At 57.9% G+C, this 21,336-nt stretch carries 19 protein-coding genes and 1 pseudogene; 17 read left to right on the top strand and 3 right to left on the bottom strand.

From position 1 onward, the window contains the following. Positions 1 to 94 precede the first annotated feature (94 nt). The 9 genes and pseudogenes from FGF80_RS00840 (at position 95) to FGF80_RS00805 (ending at position 8,933) form a co-directional block, all read left to right on the top strand. Positions 95 to 883 (top strand): hypothetical protein, encoded by a 789-nt coding sequence (locus FGF80_RS00840; protein ID WP_138651642.1) that lies wholly within the window; start codon positions 95 to 97, stop codon positions 881 to 883. Positions 884 to 1,189: 306 nt separating this feature from the next. Then, positions 1,190 to 2,149, top strand: coding sequence for a hypothetical protein (locus FGF80_RS00835; protein WP_138651640.1), 960 nt, complete (start codon positions 1,190 to 1,192; stop codon positions 2,147 to 2,149). Between the two features lie 81 nt (positions 2,150 to 2,230). After that, a complete protein-coding gene (locus FGF80_RS00830; RefSeq protein WP_138651638.1) occupies positions 2,231 to 3,142 on the top strand; it encodes a hypothetical protein in 912 nt (303 codons plus the stop codon). Positions 3,143 to 3,333: 191 nt separating this feature from the next. Next, positions 3,334 to 3,753: pseudogene (locus FGF80_RS19870) on the top strand (hypothetical protein); the annotation flags it as partial. A 93-nt stretch (positions 3,754 to 3,846) separates the two neighbouring features. Then, positions 3,847 to 5,481: a hypothetical protein gene (locus FGF80_RS00825; RefSeq protein WP_238705326.1), complete on the top strand. Its 1,635-nt coding sequence runs from the start codon at positions 3,847 to 3,849 to the stop codon at positions 5,479 to 5,481. Positions 5,482 to 5,527: 46 nt separating this feature from the next. Then, entirely contained in the window at positions 5,528 to 6,010 is a 483-nt protein-coding gene (locus FGF80_RS00820) for a zinc ribbon domain-containing protein (RefSeq protein ID WP_138651635.1), read from the top strand. A 99-nt stretch (positions 6,011 to 6,109) separates the two neighbouring features. Next, positions 6,110 to 7,123: a metallophosphoesterase family protein gene (locus FGF80_RS00815; RefSeq protein ID WP_138651633.1), complete on the top strand. Its 1,014-nt coding sequence runs from the start codon at positions 6,110 to 6,112 to the stop codon at positions 7,121 to 7,123. A gap of 134 nt (positions 7,124 to 7,257) precedes the next feature. Further along, positions 7,258 to 7,896, top strand: coding sequence for a rod-determining factor RdfA (gene rdfA, locus FGF80_RS00810; RefSeq protein WP_013878523.1), 639 nt, complete (start codon positions 7,258 to 7,260; stop codon positions 7,894 to 7,896). A 209-nt stretch (positions 7,897 to 8,105) separates the two neighbouring features. Continuing rightward, entirely contained in the window at positions 8,106 to 8,933 is an 828-nt protein-coding gene (locus tag FGF80_RS00805; protein ID WP_138651631.1) for a hypothetical protein, read from the top strand. Positions 8,934 to 9,178: 245 nt separating this feature from the next. Here FGF80_RS00805 and FGF80_RS00800 read toward each other — a convergent pair whose 3' ends face one another. Then, positions 9,179 to 9,388 (bottom strand): hypothetical protein, encoded by a 210-nt coding sequence (locus FGF80_RS00800; RefSeq protein WP_049895056.1) that lies wholly within the window; start codon positions 9,386 to 9,388, stop codon positions 9,179 to 9,181. 110 nt (positions 9,389 to 9,498) lie between these two features. On the opposite strand from FGF80_RS00800, the gene FGF80_RS00795 reads away from it, so the two are divergent. Both FGF80_RS00795 and FGF80_RS18950 read left to right on the top strand, forming a co-directional pair. Then, positions 9,499 to 9,717 (top strand): hypothetical protein, encoded by a 219-nt coding sequence (locus FGF80_RS00795; RefSeq protein WP_013878525.1) that lies wholly within the window; start codon positions 9,499 to 9,501, stop codon positions 9,715 to 9,717. After that, on the top strand, positions 9,717 to 9,878 hold the full coding sequence (locus FGF80_RS18950; RefSeq protein WP_175416959.1) for a hypothetical protein: 162 nt from the start codon (positions 9,717 to 9,719) through the stop codon (positions 9,876 to 9,878). The genes FGF80_RS00795 and FGF80_RS18950 overlap by 1 nt, the downstream gene beginning before the upstream one ends. 47 nt (positions 9,879 to 9,925) lie before the next feature. Here FGF80_RS18950 and FGF80_RS18945 read toward each other — a convergent pair whose 3' ends face one another. Continuing rightward, on the bottom strand, positions 9,926 to 10,090 hold the full coding sequence (locus FGF80_RS18945; RefSeq protein WP_175416958.1) for a hypothetical protein: 165 nt from the start codon (positions 10,088 to 10,090) through the stop codon (positions 9,926 to 9,928). A 278-nt stretch (positions 10,091 to 10,368) separates the two neighbouring features. Between FGF80_RS18945 and FGF80_RS00790 the strand changes: the two genes are divergently transcribed. Continuing rightward, complete coding sequence (locus tag FGF80_RS00790) at positions 10,369 to 11,382, top strand: DUF7342 family protein (protein WP_138651629.1); 1,014 nt, start codon at positions 10,369 to 10,371, stop codon at positions 11,380 to 11,382. A gap of 172 nt (positions 11,383 to 11,554) precedes the next feature. Here the strand turns inward: FGF80_RS00790 and FGF80_RS00785 are convergent, their stop codons facing one another. Then, on the bottom strand, positions 11,555 to 12,316 hold the full coding sequence (locus FGF80_RS00785; RefSeq protein WP_138651627.1) for a hypothetical protein: 762 nt from the start codon (positions 12,314 to 12,316) through the stop codon (positions 11,555 to 11,557). A gap of 762 nt (positions 12,317 to 13,078) precedes the next feature. Here FGF80_RS00785 and FGF80_RS00780 point away from each other — a divergent pair. From FGF80_RS00780 to FGF80_RS00765, 5 genes are all read left to right on the top strand, one after another. Continuing rightward, positions 13,079 to 15,649, top strand: coding sequence for a PD-(D/E)XK nuclease family protein (locus tag FGF80_RS00780; protein ID WP_138651625.1), 2,571 nt, complete (start codon positions 13,079 to 13,081; stop codon positions 15,647 to 15,649). Continuing rightward, a complete protein-coding gene (locus FGF80_RS00775) occupies positions 15,642 to 18,515 on the top strand; it encodes a UvrD-helicase domain-containing protein (RefSeq protein ID WP_138651623.1) in 2,874 nt (957 codons plus the stop codon). The genes FGF80_RS00780 and FGF80_RS00775 overlap by 8 nt, the downstream gene beginning before the upstream one ends. 273 nt (positions 18,516 to 18,788) lie before the next feature. Further along, a complete protein-coding gene (locus FGF80_RS00770) occupies positions 18,789 to 20,270 on the top strand; it encodes a hypothetical protein (RefSeq protein ID WP_138651622.1) in 1,482 nt (493 codons plus the stop codon). Between the two features lie 27 nt (positions 20,271 to 20,297). Further along, positions 20,298 to 20,459 (top strand): hypothetical protein, encoded by a 162-nt coding sequence (locus FGF80_RS18940; RefSeq protein WP_175416957.1) that lies wholly within the window; start codon positions 20,298 to 20,300, stop codon positions 20,457 to 20,459. Positions 20,460 to 20,534: 75 nt separating this feature from the next. Continuing rightward, entirely contained in the window at positions 20,535 to 21,173 is a 639-nt protein-coding gene (locus FGF80_RS00765; RefSeq protein WP_202978780.1) for a hypothetical protein, read from the top strand. Positions 21,174 to 21,336: the final 163 nt, after the last annotated feature.

Below are 21,336 nucleotides of genomic sequence, written 5' to 3'. Positions count from 1 at the left end.
ACTCTGCACTAAAGTAGCTTAGCGATATTCCGGAGAAACGAGAACGCTGCCGGGCAACCCGTTATAAGCAGCCCTTGGATATTGAGCAGGCGCCGTGCCTAAGACACACCCAGAACTGGCAGCCGTCGTGGAAACGCTCGTCGAACACGGAGCGACATACGTCGCTGCGAACACACGATCGCTCGTCGACGAGCCCGCACAGCTCTACTACCACCTTCCCGCTGGCGTGTCGGACAGTCAGAAGAAGTCCCTCGCCACGTATCTAGATGAGGAAGTTGGTCACCAGCCTTACGAGGGGCAAGTGGGAGCGGTTCGTATCGGCGGAGAAGCGACGCCCGCATGCGTTCGCTTCATCCACTACAATAGCCTGCACCTGTATCGCCGCGTTCCGGTGTACATCGCCGAGGGTATGGCCGGACTCGATCCCGTCGAAATCGATGACGGCGTGAACAACGTTCGCGAGGTCGTCGCAACCGAGCCGGACATCTCACCACGACCGAACGAGACGGTTCCGCTCGAACTCGTGGTCGAGCGGCTGGCAGACGAAGGTGCCGCGTCGGTCGAGATGTACCACGAACCTCTCGTGCTCGGCGAGGCCACAATTGATCTCCGGATTCCGATGGTGCCAGCCAAGGGCGCGCCCATCGTTGGCCCCATCGACGCCGTCGAAGTCGGCGACGAAACGTATCCGCTCCACACGACGCTGACGATGGACGGGCCGTACGGAGCCACACCGGACTGGACGGCTCTCTACGTTGATGACAGCGTCGGGGGACTCGCCCCGGTTTCGGTCGAGAGCGGATGCGAAGCCGGTCGGGACGTGATTGAGCGGGCCAAAGACGTCGACACGGTGCGTGAGTTGACGCGGTCGCAGGAACCCTAAGGCGCTGGAGGCCAACTGCCGTCTTACCCACATTTTCCAAGGAGCATTTTTGCTATAGACGCTCATAGGGCGGATTCTCGGCCGTAGAGGCGATAGCAGGTTTTCCGGCAAATCCCCATTTATTAGGCTCGGATACCGGGGGAGTGCGATGCCGACGAAAGCAGACAATCCCGAAGAGGAGAATCGAGCGAACAAAGAAGCGGTTGACAGCCAGACGAGTCTCCCTATCGAGTCGGTGCTCCCGACTAAGGATACTGTTGGACAAACGCTGCACTGGACTAGTAGAGTGAACGGAGGTGAGAACGCGTGAGTAACGACTCCGAAGTTGATCGGTACCGCTGTCCCTACTGCTCGGCCGAGCCGTACACGAGCACGAAGGAGCGGGAAGTTCGGCTCCACATCGAGGAAAGTTCGGATGGCGACCACAGTGGTCGGGAGGGATTCTCACCGATGACGAGCGTCGACGCCATCGACGCAGACGGCAATCGCGTCGACAACGTCACTGGCGAGGAGTTGAAGCGAGAACCTGACGAATTCGACGACATCTGCAAACCCGACGAAGATTGGAGCTCCGTCCAACGTCGTATTATCGCGACGAAGATGATGCATCCTGACTATTCGGCCAAACAGGTTGCCGAGTTCCTCGAAGACCGGGATGACAGCCCCTCTGAGGAATACACACGACAGACGATTCGCCGATACTTCGGTACCACCCAAACCGCACGTGGGGCGCGTCCGTTTGAAGACTTCAGCGAGCGCCAACAAAAGGCGATTGACGCGGCTGCTCGTTACGAACTCGGTGAATTCGATTCGTATCGCGAGGCAGCGGAGTCGATTGACGACAAGCGGGATTACGTGACGACGTGCCAATACGAGTACGAAAAGGCTGTTCAGCGTCGTGTGGAGGTTCTCGAGGAGGAAACCGAAGAGGAGGATAGTGAGAGCGATGACACAGTGCGTCGTGAGAACGGCACCGGAACGTACGCTGGCCCCGAGAAGGGTATTGACGCGACGATGCAGCACATCTCCGAACGGTCGACAACTACCAAATCTGACGGAGAAGCGGATAACGACACTACTGCCCAAAACGAACAGTCGGAACCCGCTACACAACGAGTCGAAGCCGTGCAAGAGAAAATCGACCTCCTGAAGAAGTTGGTCATCAACGACGAGTTGGATGCCGGCGTCGCGTTTGATGAGGTGGAGCGGATGGTCGCAGAGGTTTCGCCCTCTGACGGAGATTCGGGCGATGGAGTCGCTTCCTGACGAAGCTCTTGGTTGGACTGCTGGTTAAATATGGAGATTTATACGGGGATTGGTACTAGAAAACCACGAGGTGGCTATCGGATGGTCGATGCTCAGGTAGCGATGGAGAACATGTCTAAAGCTGATGAGGCATTTGAGACGTACTACGTGACGGATGACCTCGAGATTAAAACGTATAATTCGAAACTGACCGAGATACCTGATTTCGATTCGGAGGGCACTCGCGTCATCAATCTGCATGTGACAGACGAGAGCCCCTTCTACACGTTCGAGAAATCTGGGGTAGGTGTGGGTGGTGGAGAGATGGACGAGACAGGTACGGGGATGATGGGATATTCTGCAACAGAGGCCGTCTTGGCCTTAGGACAACACCTCTCACACTTGGAGATCCACGGCTTCGATGAGCAGAAATCGTGGAGAGAACTAAGAGAGAATCTTGGAGAAGAGTTGGTGAATGATGTCCAAAAAGAACTAGAGGAAATATCGCGCAAGGAGAGGGCGCGAAAGATGATGACGCAGGTAGAGGAGAAGCTCAGTGTCGTACCAACTCCGATCTGGAAGAAGCCTATCGAGGAGGGGCAATGGCGAGATACAAACCTTGATTCTGAAGCTACTGAAATCGCTCGAGAAATTCTCAGTAGCATCAATATAGACACACGGACGTGTTATCTAACGGCTCAACGGGCATACAAGGAAGCCCATGATCACGACAGGGTGGACTACTGTGAAGGGCTGGCATTTCCAAAACAGATGGGACGCGTCGTTAGACACGCTTGGATCGAGATAGATGGAAGCGTTGCTGAACTCACATGGCCGTGGCATCACGTCGATGGAAAAGAGGCGCTGTACTACGGTGTGAAGATTCCAGATGACGTGTTCTATGAACGGCTTGAGAAGCGAGGGGAAGCACCGATGTTGATCCTGAACGAGGAAGAACGCGAACTGGTACATACGATGCCTAACCCATTAGCAGATAAGCTCAGTACAGGCTGAGTGACTCTCTACTGATCGCACGACAGGCTGGGGGAGAATGGACGGAACGTCAGTGGATAATACTGAGTGGAGTGAGTTACTTCGTGGAAAATCAATCACGAGGTCGCTCACCCGGAGGAGGCCCGGCAAGAGGTCTTCCGGTCATTTCTGCGCACTAATTCTTAGTAGCCTTCCCTGCAAGGCGCTAACATATGGATTGGACGACGACCATCAATTTGGGCGGATTCGGGAACTCGGCCGAGATGGAGTGGGAGACGGTCAAAAGCTGGGACTCGTTTACCAATTACTTTGACGGCGCTGTCCACATCGATGCAGTCACGTACTGTGAGTCGCCCGAACTTCTCCTCGATCTATTCGACCGTTCCGACTCCCAGTTGGGTGGGATGGACGTTCTGGTCGGTAACCGAGAGGAGTACCAGTCGTCCGTCGACGACGCGTCCGTCGCTCGGCAGCTCGAGCGTTACTACCGGGAAGACAAGCTTATCGTTCGGCTGAAGAATCGAAAAGTCGTCCACTCGAAACTCTACCGCATCGTCAAGGAAGACGAGCAAGTGACCCTGATCGCCGGCAGCGCCAACCTCTCCTACAACAGCTGGAAGAACCAGACCAACAGCGTGGTCGTGTTTCGGACGGAGGCTGGATCGCAACTCGACCAACAGTTCCAGCAGTGGATCGACGATCACCGAGAACGGTATGCTGATGAGGTGTTCATGGAGGATCTAGCCGAGGAACTAGAGGCACTTGACGACGAGGAGGAGAAAGAACGTCGCATCGAGCTGTGGATCGATAACCGAGATACGCAACTGTCGGAGCAGGGCGAAATCCACGCCAACGTCGGCGACGAACTGGAGGAACTCGGTAACGAAGTCGACCGAGTCGTCAGTGTCAGCGACGATCCCGACGAAGCAGACGAGGTTGTGACCATCGAGCCCGAAGAACCGGCAGGTGAAAACGGATCGGATTCGGTCGCTCCCGACGCGGACGACGGTGTAAGCAACGGCGGAGAACCCACGCCAGAGGGAGTCACCGCGGCGAAGACACCCGAGTACACGATCACGCTCTCAACGCAAGGATACGAGAACGATGGGTACGTCGACCAGATGAAGAACGACCTCAAGCGTCGCGGCGCGGACGTCGGCGCCGACGCCATCACAACACCCGTAGAGGGATACACGAACTACCTCCAAACCCAGTACGACGTTCCGAAGATGTGGGTCGACGAGGACGTTGGACGCGTTCACCTTCAGCACGGCGAGCATCACCGCATCCTCACCGCTGATCACGAACCCTCCCCGGAGGTTCTCGACGCCGCCCTCGAAAACATCGAAGACTACGTCGAGACGATAGACCGCTGGGGCGAGACGAACAACCCGCGAGCAGTGAAGGCTCACATGTACGAGGGGATTCTCTACGGGCTATGGGCGCCGTTCGTGAACCTATATGCCCGGCAGTTCTACGGCAGCGTCACGCTCGACAACGCGCTCCAGTACCTCTATATCTTCGGCGAATCCGACGCGGGCAAGGACAAGTTCTCCGAGTTCGTCTTGCGGCTCGTCTCTGACGATCTGGTCAGGGGTGGCGCCGACGCCGACGATGTCGGCAAGAACCAGATCCGCTCGCTGCGGAACATCGACACCGTGTTCCCCTATGTGGTCTCGGACATCTCTAAACAGAAGATCGAGCGCATCGACACGCTGCGGAACTTCTGGCAGGACTCGTGGCACCCGTCGAATGAGGTGGCATACCCGACGGTCATCTTCACGAGCAACGATTCTCGGCCTAACGACTGGTTCCGCAACCGGGCGAAGATGCTCCACTTCGATGTCGCATTCCCGTCGAATCCCGAGGACGAGGGGTTCTACAAGGCTCAGGAAGACCTGAACGAGATTCTCGACGCACGCAACCCAATCTTCTCGTACGTCTCGCGGCGGATTCTGGACGACGAGATGTATCTCGATGCCGGAGGAACAGTCGACGACGTCCGGCAGGTGTTTCTCGACTTCTACGAGCAGGCTGGCCGAGAGCAGCCGAAATACTTCCCTGAGGAGCCAGCAAACCGCCGGTTCAATATCGGGAAGCGCAAGTGGCGACAGGCCTGCGAGCGTGGGGACGTTGAATTCGAACGGCGGGAAGATCACCTCATCGCCGACTTCGATCTTGAACCGCACGAGCTGTACAGCTATCGCAAGACGCTGCCGACGAAGATGCGCCCCGAAAAGAGTGGACGCAACATCATCGTCAAGAACCCCGATGACTTCGAGGAATGGCTCGATATGGACGATCTTACCGCTAATGACGAGGATTCCAGTAGCGGAATATTGGGCCGTCTTCTCGGATAGGATCGCTGTGAGATTTGAATAGTACGGGGGTTGAATTGACGATGATATGGTGATCTGTGAGAGTTGCGACACCGCAGCTGAGCCGACAGCCAACTACTGTCCGGAATGTGGCTCTGAACTTAGTCCGACTCGCAAGGACTGGTCGGACGGATTTCTGTCCCTCGTCGATCGTGGACACATCCAAGAGGCTATCGACGGAAACGAGTCGTTGCCGGAGGGGTATCACGACCGGTTACATGAGACGGTGCGACACGCGTTATCCGATTTCTGCCTGCTCGACCGGTGGGACGACTTCGACAACCACGAGGCCCTGTTCGGCGACATCCCGGAGGATAAGATCGACGTGGACGACTGGGAGGAACTCGAGAAGATCGCCCGGCTCACCTGTCCGTTTCGGTTCATGCTCAACGCGGTAGATATTGACCGGGTTGGCACCCTCCTCGAGTTGAGTGTGCTACTCGCGGTGCCAGAGGCAGAACAACCGGACGACGTCTCGATCTCCATCGAAATCAATGCGGCTGGAGATTAATTCAGGTTCTCTACGTGACGCTGCGTTCTGTCGTTTCCGTGCTATTCGGACACACTGCAGTGAGAAGACTCATTGCCCCTTCGTGGTTCTCCAGAGAAAGTGGGAACGGTAGAGATTACGGACATCACGGTACGAGTGCTGGGGCCGCCCAAATTTGACCGACACGGCAACCACGAGGTTCCTGTCGAAGACGCCGACAGACGAGTTTCCGATCTCAGGGTATGGAGTAAGCACCACGGACAAGTCGAGTGGCGGGTCGGCTCGATGTACGATTTAGTAGAGGTCAAGCGGAATCCCGTCGAGGCCAACAAGGCCCGGTACGAGACCGCTGCGAATACACAGATTTCGAGAGTAGGACATCCACAGGATCCGGAAGTGAGCCTTCTCCACGTGAGCGACACCCATCTCGGTCGTCCTCTGACCGACAAGGAACACATGGGGAACGCGAATCAGCTGGAGCGATTTCTCGATGCGGTCAATCTCGCGGTCAAATCTCGAGTGGATGCGATCATCCACACTGGCGACATCTTCGACGACGATGTCGATGAAGCGACCGTGCAGACCGTCGAAGAACATGTCGAGTTGTTGGCCGACGCCGGTATTCCGATCTACTACGTTCGAGGCAATCACGGGTGCGACCGAGGGGACGCGTTTCTTCAATCACAGACCGAGGCAGGACGAATGATACATCTCTCAAGTGAGCCTCAGTTGCTCGGTAAGGGAACTCTCGCCCTCTACGGGATGGATGCCGATGCATCTGTGAACGGACTCTCAGAAGTAGCTCCTGTCGGTGACGCACCACAGGACGCGTACCGGCTGTTGGCGTGGCACGAGGCCGTCGAGCCCATCGCCAGAGATGGAATCTCAATTGGGGAGCTGGTGGACGCCAGCGAAGTCGAACTGGATGCTCTCGCCCTCGGCGACCTCCACAAGCACAAGCGAGCCTACATCGGTGATGTCTACAAGGACAGCGGGAAACGGTTTCGTGCGTTCTACGCCGGCGCGACGACGGGCATCGCGCGGAACTCAGAAGGGTACGAACCAGCTGCGTGGCTGCTACAGATAACTAACGGTACGCTTGAGCGACATCGACTACCCCTTCGACCTCGGTAGTGGCCTTCCTCCACGAGAGCCACACGAATCTATTCGAACTACGGACTGAGCAGAGGCGTTGAGCAAACATCTGCTGAAAGTGGGTACTTCTCCCGGGCCGGCATACAAGTAGGAGCAGTGGCGCCAGATCTAGTATGGCCGCACACGAGGGGTGTAAGGTCGAACGCGTCACCGAGAGGTACGACCTGCACGAAGCCGATGAGCGCCTGCTTCGCCGCCGAGAAAACGAAGACGCCAGTCTCCGAGAACTCGAAACCCATCTGAACAGGCGGCTGCTCAAGAGGGAGATGTTCGAACAGGGGATGAGTCCCCTTGATGGCGAGGTCGAGAACTACTATCGGCTCCTCACGGATGACACGGTGATGACTACTGCGCGTCGAGAGGCACGCCGAAAGCTCGAGGAGGCGGGAATCGACGTGGACGGAGTTAAGGCCGATTTCGTCTCGTACCAGACTGTCCGTAAACACCTCAACGAGTGTCTCGACAAGGACACTAGTGAAGAATACACGCCGAAGCCAGACAACGACCGCAGAAACATCGAGAAGATTCAGCAGCGACTCCAGAAGGTCGTGGAAAAATCAGTCAGGCGCCTGACGGAGCACGACGTCATTCAGATCGGTTCGCCTGAAGCCACCGTCTCGGTGAAAGTCACTTGTGGCGATTGCGGACGTACCTACGGGATTACCACGCTATTTCGACGCCGCGAGTGTCCGTGTGTTGCCAACGAGAGTGATGCGGCTGCCTCGGAACAGAAGGCTACTAACTTGAACTAGCCAGCTATAGTAGGTACCTGCTGCACGTTCTTTCACCTAAGACGCTTCATGACCTGTTGGTTTCCAGTATCAGTACGCCAAAGAATGATTTGTGGTTCAAATGGAGACGAAGCGGGACAAGTTGTAGCGTGTTCCCTCGAATCCCCCGCGAAACCCCAAGTATCAAGTTAGTGAAATAATAAGTGGGTGGAGCACCTTCTACGGACAGTATGCTGGAGTACCCCGAATCCGCGTTTGTCCGAGAGGACATCACGGTTACCGACTATCAGGGAGTGGGTGTCTACGTTGACGACGATGGTGCGCTGTGCCCGACGGTCGTGGATGTTGTTGATCGTATCGACTTTAGCGAGGAACCGGGAAGACTGTACGAGCCTTTGATGCCAACGGATGGGGTGAACCGCACGACCGACCGCCCCGACCTGATACGCTGGTACGCCGCCCGTGTCGGCGAGTTGGCGCACGACTATATCGCCGACTACGTAGACCTGACGTACGAAGCCGAAGCAGACGACATTTGCGACCGTATTCACGATGCGGTTGGTATTGATGCTGACTCGGGAGAAGTTGTTGAGGCGCTGGATGAGTACCGACACGAAGAGTACGTAGCGGATGATACCGTGACGCAAGCGCAGCGGGATGCGAAGACATTGAAGAGCGTCTGGATGGATTGGGCAGACGACCACAACGTAGATTGGCTTCAGGACACGATCCGGGCGGAGTGGCGGACAATCTATAAAGTAGAGGTGGACTGGGACACCCGGGTCGGCATCCGACCAGATCTAATCGTGTGGTTGGATGGTGACGTGACGGCGGTATCGCTAAAGACGGGGTATCGGATTACGATGGCGCACCGGATGCAGGCGACGATTACCGCGAAATTCGAGGGCGCGATCGACCGCGTGATGATCGTGCGACTTGACCGTGATACCGAGACGTACGAGATTGAGGAACCAGATGGGAACGAGGACTGGCCGACTGCATTGCTAGATGTACGATTCCGGGAGGAAGCACGGAAGTTATTCCGTGCGCTGAACTAGCTCTCTATTGTCAGCTTCATCGGTTACCAACAGATCACTGACCACGAGTAATCCGGATGCGTACCATCACCAGCGCCTTCGTCGCAGTCACCATCGTCCAGTCTGTGGCCATCCAGCATCGTCCTTGCAGCCATTGTGTTGTTTGGAGAGTGGAGATAAGCAGACTACGTGGCCATCGCATGAACTAGATCTGACCGACGAGTCCGCACGTACGTTGTCAAGGCTGCTGATTACACGTTCCGTCCCTAATCCTTCTTTTCCGGTGATTTGAGCCTCCACTCCCCATCCGTAAGGGAGATCGATGCTTGCTCTCCGTTTCCGTTACCGACGACTGTGACTGTCTGTCCCTCGACAGCGGTGATGTAAACCCGATGTTCTGACCCCTCAACGGCGAGTTCGACGTGCTCTCCCTCGGTGAGCTGTTCGCGGTCAACTTCGTGAATGCTCGGCGTCACTACCAACGCGGTCGAGCAGCATCGGTCAAAAGGATCCACGTTCCTCCGCAGCCACCGGTGGCAGCCGGCGAGCCGGCATTCAAGTCGAATCTCACGTGTCGACGATAGTGATGGCGACGATCACAGATGATTGCGACGCGTGCGGTACGGAACAGGAGTGGACAGTCGAACGCAACCTCCGCCACAACAGCTGCTCCGAATGTGGGATGCGGCACATGATCTCCCTTTCTGAAAGGGAGGCGTTCGAACACAAGCAGAAGAGTCAGTCCGAGCAGCAGGAGATGTTTGACAAACTGCGGAAGTGGGACGAAGAGGAGGTGGGCGTGTAATGCCGGTCGTCAAAACGGAGTGCGATCGACGCGACCGCGGCGGCGAAATCACCTACACGGGCGTCGATCCCGATGGGGAACTCAGAAACTGCCCTGACTGTGGGTGCGAGGTGGCAGTCGACCCAGAAGCTGGTGGGGCGCTTCACGTCGAGAAAGAGTAACTGTACAAGCTACTCACAACGTCCGATAGGGGAAATTCTCCGCCTCACTATTCATCCAGAATCCGGAATGCCTCGCGGATGTGCTCGTGAGCCTGCTTGACTTCCTCGATGGCATCACCATCCATGTCCTGTTCCTCCGCCTCCGCGACCCAGCCTTTGCTTCCACTCACGAACATCGCCAGCTTTGCCTTCAACCGTTCTTCCTCCTCCATAGCGCCGGCATTCTCACCCCTACTACCGGATAAATGTCGGCACGTGGGTCGTCTACTTTTTACCACTAGCTCCATGACGACGTGTCGATAATCGAAAGGGGGATGGCTCCCCCAGAACCTAGGTGCTCGACTCCACCTGCCCACCGGCGGGTTCTATCCCGCCAGTCTATCAATATGTTTCTCGCCACCGTAAAACCAGCGCAGAAGCCGCGAAAATGCCCATAACTATCCTTTAGACCGTCAAAGCGACTATGCCAGCGGCGGCCGTGGATAGCAGTATGCTCGACGACCCTCCCGACATCGGCCCTGACAGAAAGTGGCCCGACGACTGGTCTCCAGAGGAACGCGTCGAAGCAATCGTCGATATGCTACACCAGCCTCGGGACGCCGACTGGATCGCCGACGAGGCTGACGTCGACCCCGCGTTCGCTCGCTCGATGCTCGCCGAACTGGCCGAATCAGATGACGCGTTCGTTCGCGTCGACGAGGGATACTGCTGGGACGAACGAAAACTACGCCAGCAAAAGCGCGAACGTCTCGCGGAGAAACCAGTCGCCGAACTGCGAGAGGAACTGAACCGAATCAACGACGAGATCGCCGAGTGGCGCGAAGAGCACGACGCCGACAGCCCCGACGAGGTCGATGACTCCAAAGTTGCATACGATTGGCGCCGCTCTCGGTACTTGCGGAGGATGATCCGTGGACTGCTTGTGGACGACGCGTTCCTCGAGACCGTTGGCGCCGTCGCTTGCGGCTACGAGTCGCTGCCCGAAGCCGCGGATCGCCGAGAAGTCGACGCAGAAGACGTTGCCTGCGCTCTCAGCCGCCACCAGTACCGCGAAGATTACTCGGGTCGGCTCTGGGCAGATCGTCGATCCGACGACAAGGACGACATCGGCGAGCAACTAGACTACTCTGACACGCGGTGGTCGGATGACGACAACACACTCGACGTGCGGTCAGCGGAAGAGATTGCGCTAGCTAACGGCGTTGACGTCGAGGTTGTCGAGGAGTCTATCGAGACGATGTCGGAGCACGAGCAGGCAATCATCGACGACCGTATTGAGGAGGTCGAGGACGACGCTTGCCGCCACTCAACCGAAGATGTCGCTGACGACCTCGGGATAGACCTCGGTGATCGCGTCACGGAACTTGATGACGAGGAGTCTCTCGAGGACATTAACGACCTGCTTGATGACCTTCCGGACGACGAGCAGGATGGAATCAGATATAGCCCCGAGGAAGTGGTCAAGATCAATCCAGATCCGGACGAGTTAGCCGACGAAGACTGACCGCTACCTCCGATGGCGGAACCCCACACCCCCTCGACTTCCGATGTAAAATCACCCTACGGAACGTCGATTTCCAGCCATACGCACATACCCCTCGGTTCCGATGAACGAATCATGGGGAGACACCCCAGCTCTTGAATGTAAAACCAGCAGATACAGAACCTACAAGCCCTCAATCCTCTCCCCACGTCCACTCTCGGAACTTCCGACTGACCTTCTTGTGTCGCTTCTCGTCTGGGCCATTCCTCGCTACAATACCACTGATTTCGCCCCGCACGTCCATCCACGGCAACCGCTGTCCGTTATCGGGGTTCCGTACGTTATCAATCCAATTGCCGACTGTCCATGCCCACGCCTCCTCCGCGATCTTCTTCGTCTTCTTCGACCGCTCCTCGTTCGTGTCCACCCTCTCACCCAACTCCTTGATTTCCTCGCGGAGTTCCTCGTTCTCCTTTTCTAACTCCTTCACGCGGTCACGCCACTGTCCGAACTCGGACTTGAGGTTGCCACGCTCATCCTCTGCCTCATCTTCGACAGCCTCGATTGATTCTTCGAGGTCGGATTGGTTATCCCGAATCTCGTCGAGGAGATCGCGGACAAGACCCATTTCATCATTCATCTCTCGGGCGGCATCAAGCACCTCTTCCCGAAGCGCGTAATGGGCGAGGTCGCTCCACTGGTCGCTTACGTACCGCTGCCCCTCGGTTGTGAGCTTAAACACTCGAACATCATTACCAGCGTGCGGGCGCGTTCCACACTGCTTGACGAGCCCTGCGGGTGCGAGCCACTCGTCGATCCTGTGCTTGATGAGGCGTGGCTTTCCACCGGTCATCTCTTTCAGCTCTGTCGTGCTACATCGGCCGCGTTTGAACAGCGCAGTAAGTGTCTTCTCAGCGAGGAGATCCATTTTCTCCGGTTCCTCGTACCTCGCCATATTCGTATTCTTTAGTTGTCACTATGGCGGCAAGAACCCCTCGGAAGAGGGGTGAGAATGTTCGGCCTTGGGCGGAATATTTCGGGGGTGGATTCTGAGGGTATTCGGCCTAACCGGAACGCCGTCCGAATACCGCATGCGGGCACCCCTATCGGTAGTTGCTCCCGGGACGTATGCCCCAACGAAGTAAGCGAGAGACGCTCAGGCGCCGCGCCCCCACGAACCCCCGTCTCCAACGTGTTGGGGTATTGTGGAATCCGGCGACGAGGGCTCTTGAGGAGACCAGAGAAGGTTCCCGTAGTACAGACCTACAACGACGAGGGGAGACACCCTGTGGCGGAAGCACTTCCTCGCCACGAAAAGCTGGTTCCGACCCGGTACAGCGGGCACAGATTCCTGCTGACTTTCAGTAAAGATGAGACCCTGAACTTTGGCTGGTTTTCATCGGAACAGAGGGGGGTGGGGAAAGTGTGTGAACTCCACCCGAACCCAAGGGGTCTCTATCGGCTTCGACGGTATCGGGTTTACATTCAAGACGTGGGGTGTCCCCCACGTCGCAGTAAGATCACTCTGCTAGTGATGTGTAATCTCTCCCCGAGACGACTCCTTCGCCGATTGGACTCGTAAGTGACGTCGGTAACATCGGTGAGGCAAGCGGCCTCGACTATGTATGGTACGCAAGTAACGAAAGAAGCGTTAGTATCATAAAGAGAACCTCTAGCTATACTCAACCTTTTTGAGAGATAAGTGAGCAGTACCGTTGTGTCATTCAAACGGTCTCGCTCTATTGATTCTCTCTACGACGAAGTCGTTGACTATGATCTGGTATTAACGACCGATGCACCGCTCAGCCACGCCCTGAATCGCCGACTCGATCGTCCACATCTTGGTCGCTTCGCGGCCACCCCACGAATGCTCGCATCGGGCGAGTTTGACCCGCAGGACGATCGAACTCTGTTTTTGCGCCTCATCAACGAGACGGATCTGAGTTACAAGCACGCTGTCTATCTGCTCGAGAACATCCTCGGTTGTTGGGAAGAAACCGGAGACCTGCGCGCGGTTCTCGACTACGACCGATTCGATACCGAGGAGACGCGTCAAGCTATTTCGGTGATCGAGTCCGCCGAGAGTTCCCATCGAGACCTCGCCGAGTATCGCATCGAGGATGGAACGTCGGTCGCGGTCATTGGCGAGAAGCAGTTCACGGCGCTCGACAAGTCGGTGCTCCCGGACTCCTACGATGCGATCGATCCGTTTGCTGACGAGGAGTTCGACTTGCCAGAGTTCCACGCCTTCGACGGCCCGACCGCAATCGTCGACGCCATCGTCGAAAACGTCTCGCCGGACACCGCCGACGACGTCGCCATTATCATGGACAGCGGCGGGGAGTATCCCGCCCTCGTCGAATCCGCGTTCGAGGCGGCTGGCATCCCCTTCTACGGCGGGCCGGGATTCACCGACGACGAGACCATCCGCACGTACCTCCGGTTGCTGCGCACGGCGCACAGCGATTCGCGGGCACGCGTCACCGACGTTCGACCGATCCTTACCCATCTCGGTCGTCCGCCATCCGTCGTCGACGACGAGAAGTTTCTCCACGAACTCAACCACGAGGAACTCCGCCCTCTGCAGGAGTTCTGTCGCACCATCGACGACTACACGTTCGGTGAGACGGTGACCACGTTCGAAGACTGGAGCGGCCAGACGCTGGACGCGTTCCACGAGGAACTGCGGGAACTCGGACTACACGATGATCGGGTGACGAGCGACTCGATCGATGACCTCGAGTTCTACCTCCAGTCGTTCGACGTGCCCGTCGACCGCGACGACTCGGGCGTACTGTTGGCCGATGCCACCGCCGCGGCCTACGTCGACCGTCCGGTCGTGTTCTACCTCGGGATGGACGTGGACTGGACGCATCGGATTCTCGACCGCCCGTGGATCGACGCCGACGCGAAGGACGAGCAGTACCTTCGACAGTTCCAAATTCTCCTCCAGAACGGTCGCGATCAGTACTATCTGGTACAGGAGACGAGCGCCGGCCAGCCCGTCACACCGTGTCTCTACTTCCACGACCTCCTCGACGACGACTTCGAGACGATCGGAGACCTGCCGCATATCCCCCACACTCGCCTCAGTAATAACGGCGACGCCGGCTTCGAGAAGGAGGATGTCGATGTCGCGCCAAGCGAGATCGACGTGGTCAGCCAGTCGAGCCTGAACACGTTCATCAACTGCCCGCGAGACTACTACTTCGACAGGATCGTCGATAACCCCGACCGTGATTACTTCCAGAAGGGCAATCTCTTCCACGACTACGCCGAGTTCTACGTCAATCACTCCGACGTGATCGAGGACGCCGACCGCTCGGAGCTGGTCGACCTGATGCTGGCGGAGATGCGACCATACGTTCCCGATGTCGAGCTGGAACCGCTTGAGACCGAGTTCGAGATCGGTCTCGACACGATCGAGCAGTTCGTCGCCGCCGATCCACCTACCGACCGGGAGTACAGCCACTACGAACGACAGGAGGAGGACAACTTCTTCGCCGACCACTTCGAGAAGTCGATCGACTCGCCCATCACCGAGCGCTGGTTCGAGAATCCAAACCTCGGCGGCAAGGGGAAGGTTGACCTGATACACGCGCCGGAAACGCTCCTCGACTACAAGAGCGGCGGCCGCAAGTCGGCGTCCAAGGTCGTTTCACGGTCGGACATCGAGGAGATCAGCGACGAGCCCGACTTCCAAGCGCTGCTCTACCTCGCCCACCATCGGCAGGAGCATCCGGATGAGCGCCTCGAGTTCGTCTTCTTCCACTTTCTGGAGTTGGTCGACGATGTCGTCGCCGGGGAGCCGGATCTCGAGGATGCACTCGTCCGGGTCACCTACCACCCGATGCCGTTCGGGACGTTTGCCGGCAGTCGCGAGGCGTTCGATGCGCTCTGCGATGGCGTCGCCGAGAGCAACGACCGGCGGAAGACGCTGGAGCGGATGGGGTACGACGCGTACGCATCGTTCTTCGAGCGACACGACTTCCCAGAGACCGACGACACCGACGAGCTGCTCGCCACCGACTTCGCGGCCCGCTTCACCGAGTACGCGAAAGCGGAGGTCGGAGACTACGTCTACGTCGAAGACGGTACCGAGAGCGCACTCAAGAAGCTCGTGCGGATTCGCGGTCGCAACTACTTCGAGGGCGAGGTCGACGCGTTCGAGGACTTCCTCAACGCACAGATCGACCGGATAAACCAGTATCGCACGTCGCAGTTCCCCGTCGGGGAACCGAACTTCGACCGAGTCACCCACCGCGACCTGATCCGAACCGATGACTGAGTACGAGCCAAACGAGCGACAGCAAGAGCTGATCGATGCAACGAGCGGCATTCACGTCGTCGACGCCGGCGCCGGAACTGGCAAGACCTTCACCATCACTCGCCGATACGCGAATCTCCTCGAACAGGGAGACGTCGAACCAGAGGACATCCTCCTGATCACGTTCACGAACAACGCTGCGGGCGAGATGAAGGAACGCGTCGTGGCCAACTGTGACTACTCGATGTCTGCGTTACGGGACGCACCCATCAACACGTTCCACGGGTACTGCCACGACCTGCTCATCCGCCACGGGTTCGATGCGCCGACGCGTTTGGGCATCGACGACCGGATCACGTCGTCGACGCAGCCCCTCGAGAACGAAGTCATCGAGGAAGATCGCTTCCGCGAGTTCCTCGATCAGTTCATCGAGGCACATCCCGAGTATCACGACTACTTCAGGACGCTCAACGACGCGACATCGCTCCTCGATCTGATCAAGGAGCTTGCCGCCAAGGGAGTGTTCCCGACCGACGAGGGCTGGTTCCGCGATGGTGAGTCCTTCCTCGATGGCGACTACGAGGAGTTCAAGACGCTCTTCGATGAGACCAACGAACCGAACGAGGGCGCGAACGGCCCGACCCAGTCGGACTTGCGCGACGGTCTGAGCGGGTTCGAGCGGGATCGCTGCTACGAGCCAGACGCCCCTAGCGAGAACGACCTCCGGGACGGCTATCCGCAAATCGACGACGCGTGGGCCAGCCGAGCGTTTGAGGAAGACCGTGACAACCTGAAGGCGTTCGTCCACGATGTCTACCTCGAGTACATCGCGTTCGCGCTCCAACGGAACTACCTGAACTTCAGTTTCCTGCTGATGTTCACCTTCGCGATGCTTTGCGAGGATCACTCGCTGCGGGAGTCGGTTCAGTTCGACCACGTGCTCGTCGACGAGTTTCAGGACACGAGCGAGATTCAGTTCAAGCTCGCACTGTTGCTCGCGGGCACGGACAACCTCTGTGTCGTCGGCGACTGGAAGCAGAGCATCTACTCGTTCCAGTACGCCTCAGTCGACAACATCCGTCGCTTCGAGGAGCGTCTCCAGACCTACAAGCGAGAACTCAACGGCGACTACGCGCGGGTCGATTTCCCGGTTGACGACGTGAACGAGATCTCGCTGGTCGAGAACTACCGCTCGACACAGTCCATTCTCGACTTCTCCGAACACAGCCTCACGCTGCCCGCAACGGGAAGCGAGGAGGTCGATCCAGAGATACAGGATGACATCACATCGCTAGCAGCGACAACGGAGCACGACCACAGCAACATCGAGGCGTTCACGTGCGATGACGAGCAGGAGGCGATCCTGACGCGGATACAGGAGATCGTCGGCAATCGCGAGTACGCCGTCGAGGACGATGGCGAACTTCGAGCGCCGACGTACGACGACGTTGCGGTGCTGACGCGGACGCGTGACTTCGGGCGCGAGTTACAGGCGTGTGCCGCAGACTACGGGATTCCCGTGGCGTACGAAGGCGGCGTCGAGCTGTTCGGAACCGAGCAGTCGATTCTCCTGCTCGCGTGGCTGCGCATCCTCGAACATGAGGACTCCAAGCGCGGCTGGGCAGTCGTCCTCGAGGAGGCTGGCTATACCCTCGACGAGGTGAAGCACGTCCTCGATACCGGCGCGTATCCCACGGGTATGGTCGAGTTCCGCGACCAGCTCGCGGAGGCGGAGACCATCGGTGGAATCGCGCGACGGGTGTTCGATCGATACGGATTCGACGACGCGTACGCGGACGGGCTCGTCTCGTTGTTACAGGGCACCTTCGACAGCACCCACCACAACCGCGGTGACATCGTGCGATTCCTCGAACGGAGTCTCGACGCCGATGCCACCCACGAGGTCGAGGACAACCCCGGCGGCGACTCGGTAACGGTGCAGACCATTCACGCCGCCAAGGGCCTCGAACATCCCATCGTCATCATGGCGAACATGAACCAGCACCGGTTCCCGCCGTCCGGTGGTGGCGCGGATCGGATTCGGTACGAGGAGCCGGTCGGTCTCCGACAGAGCAAGCGATACACCGATGCGCACGGTCGTCCCCATCTCTACGATAACTGGCGGTATCGGATTCTCTCGAAATGTCTGGGCCGAGAGTACGACGAGGAACGGAGGCTGCTGTACGTCGCCATCACGCGTGCAGAGAGCCACGTACTGTTCTCCGCCGGAGAGTCGCCGAGCCCGCTCTTCGAAAACCTCCCGCTCGAGCCGTCGACGGTCGAGCCGGACGTCGAGGCCGCCGCTGTTGGCGGGACGGAGCAGACGCAACTCCAGATTTCGGTGCCGGTTCCTGAGGCGCCGTCCGGCCAGTCCCCTCATTCGCTGATGGACGACAGCGTGTTCAGCGACGTCGAGGATGGGAAAGGGATGGAGTTTGGCACACGCGTCCACGATTTCGCCGAACGATACTCGATGGGACAGGCAGTCGAGCCAACCAGCCCCGACGAGCGAAACGTGCAGGCCTTCCTCGATTCGCTACCCGGCGAGTTCCGAGTTGAGGAGAACGTCTACCTCCCGGTATCGGTTGACGGACAACAGGTGACGATCTCCGGGATCGTCGATCTGCTTCACGTGACCGACGACCGGGTCGAGATCGTGGACTACAAAACCGACCGTGGCCGTCACGCGGAGGCCGAGTACCGGAAGCAGTTGAGCGTCTACTATCACGTCGTCCGGCAGGAATACCCCGACCGTCGAGTCTCGGCGAGCATCTACTACACCGCTGACGGCGAACGGGTTGAGGTCGATCCGCTCCTATTGGATGAACTGGGAGAGCTCGTCGACGATACGCACGAAGAACGCGGCGAAGACCCGAAAATTCGGTAAACGACTGCGCACTCTCGGCTGGGATCGTCTCTGTGTGTCAGGTATGCCGTGAACTGTCCGTCGAAGACCGCGGAAGACCTAACACGAATTTATTTTTGAGGTAGTTTTGCCGCCCGCTCCGGGGTGCCGAGCTGCTAGAGGGGCGCTATTGCGAGAGGAGGCGTTAGCGGCGTCGATCGGTCACGGACATCATCGAGCAATCTCTCCTATCCCTATCGAAAATCCTATTCTACTACTTACTACGTCTACAAAATGTAAAACAGAGTTAATTTAGTGGGAAAAGGTGCCGGGACGAGCGCCTTATATTCACAACTCCGTCAGACAGTGGCGCAGATGGGTGATAGAACCCCGTTCCAACAGCGCGTCGACGAGGACTTGCAGCAGTTCGTCGACGCCGTAGCGCAACAAACCAACCTCTCGAAGGCGGACGTGATGGACGAAGCCCTCCGCCGGCTCCGCGAGAACTCGACGATAACCGAAGAAGGGCAGTTCCTCGTCGACGACACGTATAGCGCACCGGACGCTGAACACGGCGACAACGTGCTTGAGGAGTTGCTGGCGAATCAGCGGAAGATCCTCTCGGTAATTGAGGGGGGAGTTCCGACGGCGAGCGAGGTCGACGTCAAAAATAATTCTCAGACAGGCAGTGCTGCGGCCGGCTCGACACCCGATCCCGATGACGACGATGGTTCGAGCGAGATACTGGCGCGTGACGACACAAGCGAGAGTCAAATGCCGGCGGTCGCGACCGCCGAGGCGACGATCGAATCGCTGTCAGGCGAGATGAACCACGACACGCGTCTCGATCCCGACGTGGTGGCGGAGATCAGTATTGGTGGGCCGGACAATCGGGTGAAGAAGACGCCAAAGCATCTCCTCCCGGCAGTTCAAGCGATGATTAATCACAAGCAGGCAAATCACCCGGGCCAACTCGATTGGGAGACGATCGAGGAGCTGATTACGAAGAACCTCGGGATGTCGCCCGCAACTGCTCGGAATTACCGGAAGCAGCTCGTGAGCGAAGGAACCGTCCTCCCTCATCCAAGCAACGATGAATCGATCGTCGGTGAGGACGCGTACGAGGACATACTCGTTGCTGCGGCAGAGCAGACCGACCCGAGTGTATCGCATCCCTCGGACATCTCCGTTCCCGAAAAGTGCTACCCGGATTCGGTTCGTGGTTTCGTCGACTGGGCTATCGAGGTCAACGAGTGGGACAGCGACAAGTGGTTCGCAAATGAAGACATCTGGCTGGAAGAGACGTGGACGCTCTGCAACGAAACCATCAACTCGCTGGTGTTTCTGAAGCCCAACGGTAGTCGATACGGCCAAAAGATGACGAACGACGAGAAGATGGCCGGTGCCTGTGAAGTCGTAGTGAAACTGGCTCGCCGGATGGGAGACGTCTCTGGCGGACGTGTGGATGCGGGTAAGGTTATCACTCTCGCTAAGGAGGCTACCGAGGTCGACCCGACGGATGACGACGATCTTGAGGAGTTCGCCGAGTTATCGAACAACATTCGAGTAGAGATCGAATCAGCGGTCTACGGTAATAATCAGGATGAGTTCGACCGAGAGGCCGTCGCGGAACTCATCGGCGTGGACGCTGATGTCGACGATGACGTAATGAAGGAAGCGTGTGCCGACTACATCCGCGAGTATCATCCGGACACAGTCGACTCTCAGGAGGACGCTCTCTCCGCAGAGGAACTCCATCTCCTCTTGTCGGCCAAGGAGAGCCTTAGCGAGGAGTAGACACCCTTGTCATAGCCCAAGGGAGTGATGGACGTTCAGGGCGGGACGATTTACGCGAAAGAGGACTACGATGGGAATTGCCGTCCGGTGGAGGTGTACTGGACGACCGGAGTCAATAGCCCCGGAGAACGCGTCGAAGATGGTGGTGGAGAAATCGTGTCTGTCGAAATGGTTGACAGCGACGAGTAAGGGGCGGAACTCCTCTTCGCACTTGCCCTCGGTATATGTAGGTGGGTATTAACATCGAGACATACTACGTCCGGTATGACGCGGACGCTGAAAGCGCTTGATCTCGCTATTGAAGCGACTGCGGAGTCGTTCCTACATAACCCGGCTAACTACAGCGACGAACGAGCACTAGCGGAGGATGTCCGGCAGCGGATGTGTGCGATGCTGCCGCCGGCGTCGGTCGGCAACGTCACCGTCGAAGAATCATCAGGGGCGAACGGCAACATTCCCGACCACGAGGCGTACACTTCTCGGTACCGGGAGGTCACCAAGATTGACCGTGTACAGTGTGAGATTGGGGGGACTGACTTCCCGTTCGGAGCCCGCGAACGTCTTGACTTAGGTGTGTTCACCGACGATCTACGAATGACGATCACTGGAGGAACGCAGGAATTTGCTCTGGCCGACTTAGCCGCCGCGGCCGAGTTCAAGTACGTCAAGAACATCAACTACCTCCGGTATCGGCCAGATGACGACGCTAGCAAGTACCGCGACATCGCTACCGACATCGAACGGTTGGGTGAACTACCCAACGAGGTTTATCGTCGGTGCGTGGTTTTCGGCAACTACGATCTGCTTCGACGGAATGCAGATACTGCCGCCGAGGAGGGGTTACGCGAGATAGCCGAGCAGTATGATGTTGACCTCCAGTTTGTCCTTCCGTCTCCTCGTTAGCCCCGAAACTGAGCAGACCCTTCTAGTGGGTCGTTCGTGTGAGTCTACTCTAGTAGCACAGCGCCTGAGATTCGACTCGCGGTGTGCTTGACCTCGAACGCCCTCTAATTCTCCCCTTCAAAAGACCAACCAGCGCCGGAAGACCCTTTGAATGACCGCCCGC

Source organism: Natrinema pallidum, from assembly GCF_005890195.1.
Taxonomy (GTDB): Archaea; Halobacteriota; Halobacteria; order Halobacteriales; family Natrialbaceae; genus Natrinema; species Natrinema pallidum.
The sequence above is the reverse complement of the archived record's forward strand: the minus strand, read 5'-3'. Positions and strand labels throughout refer to the sequence as shown.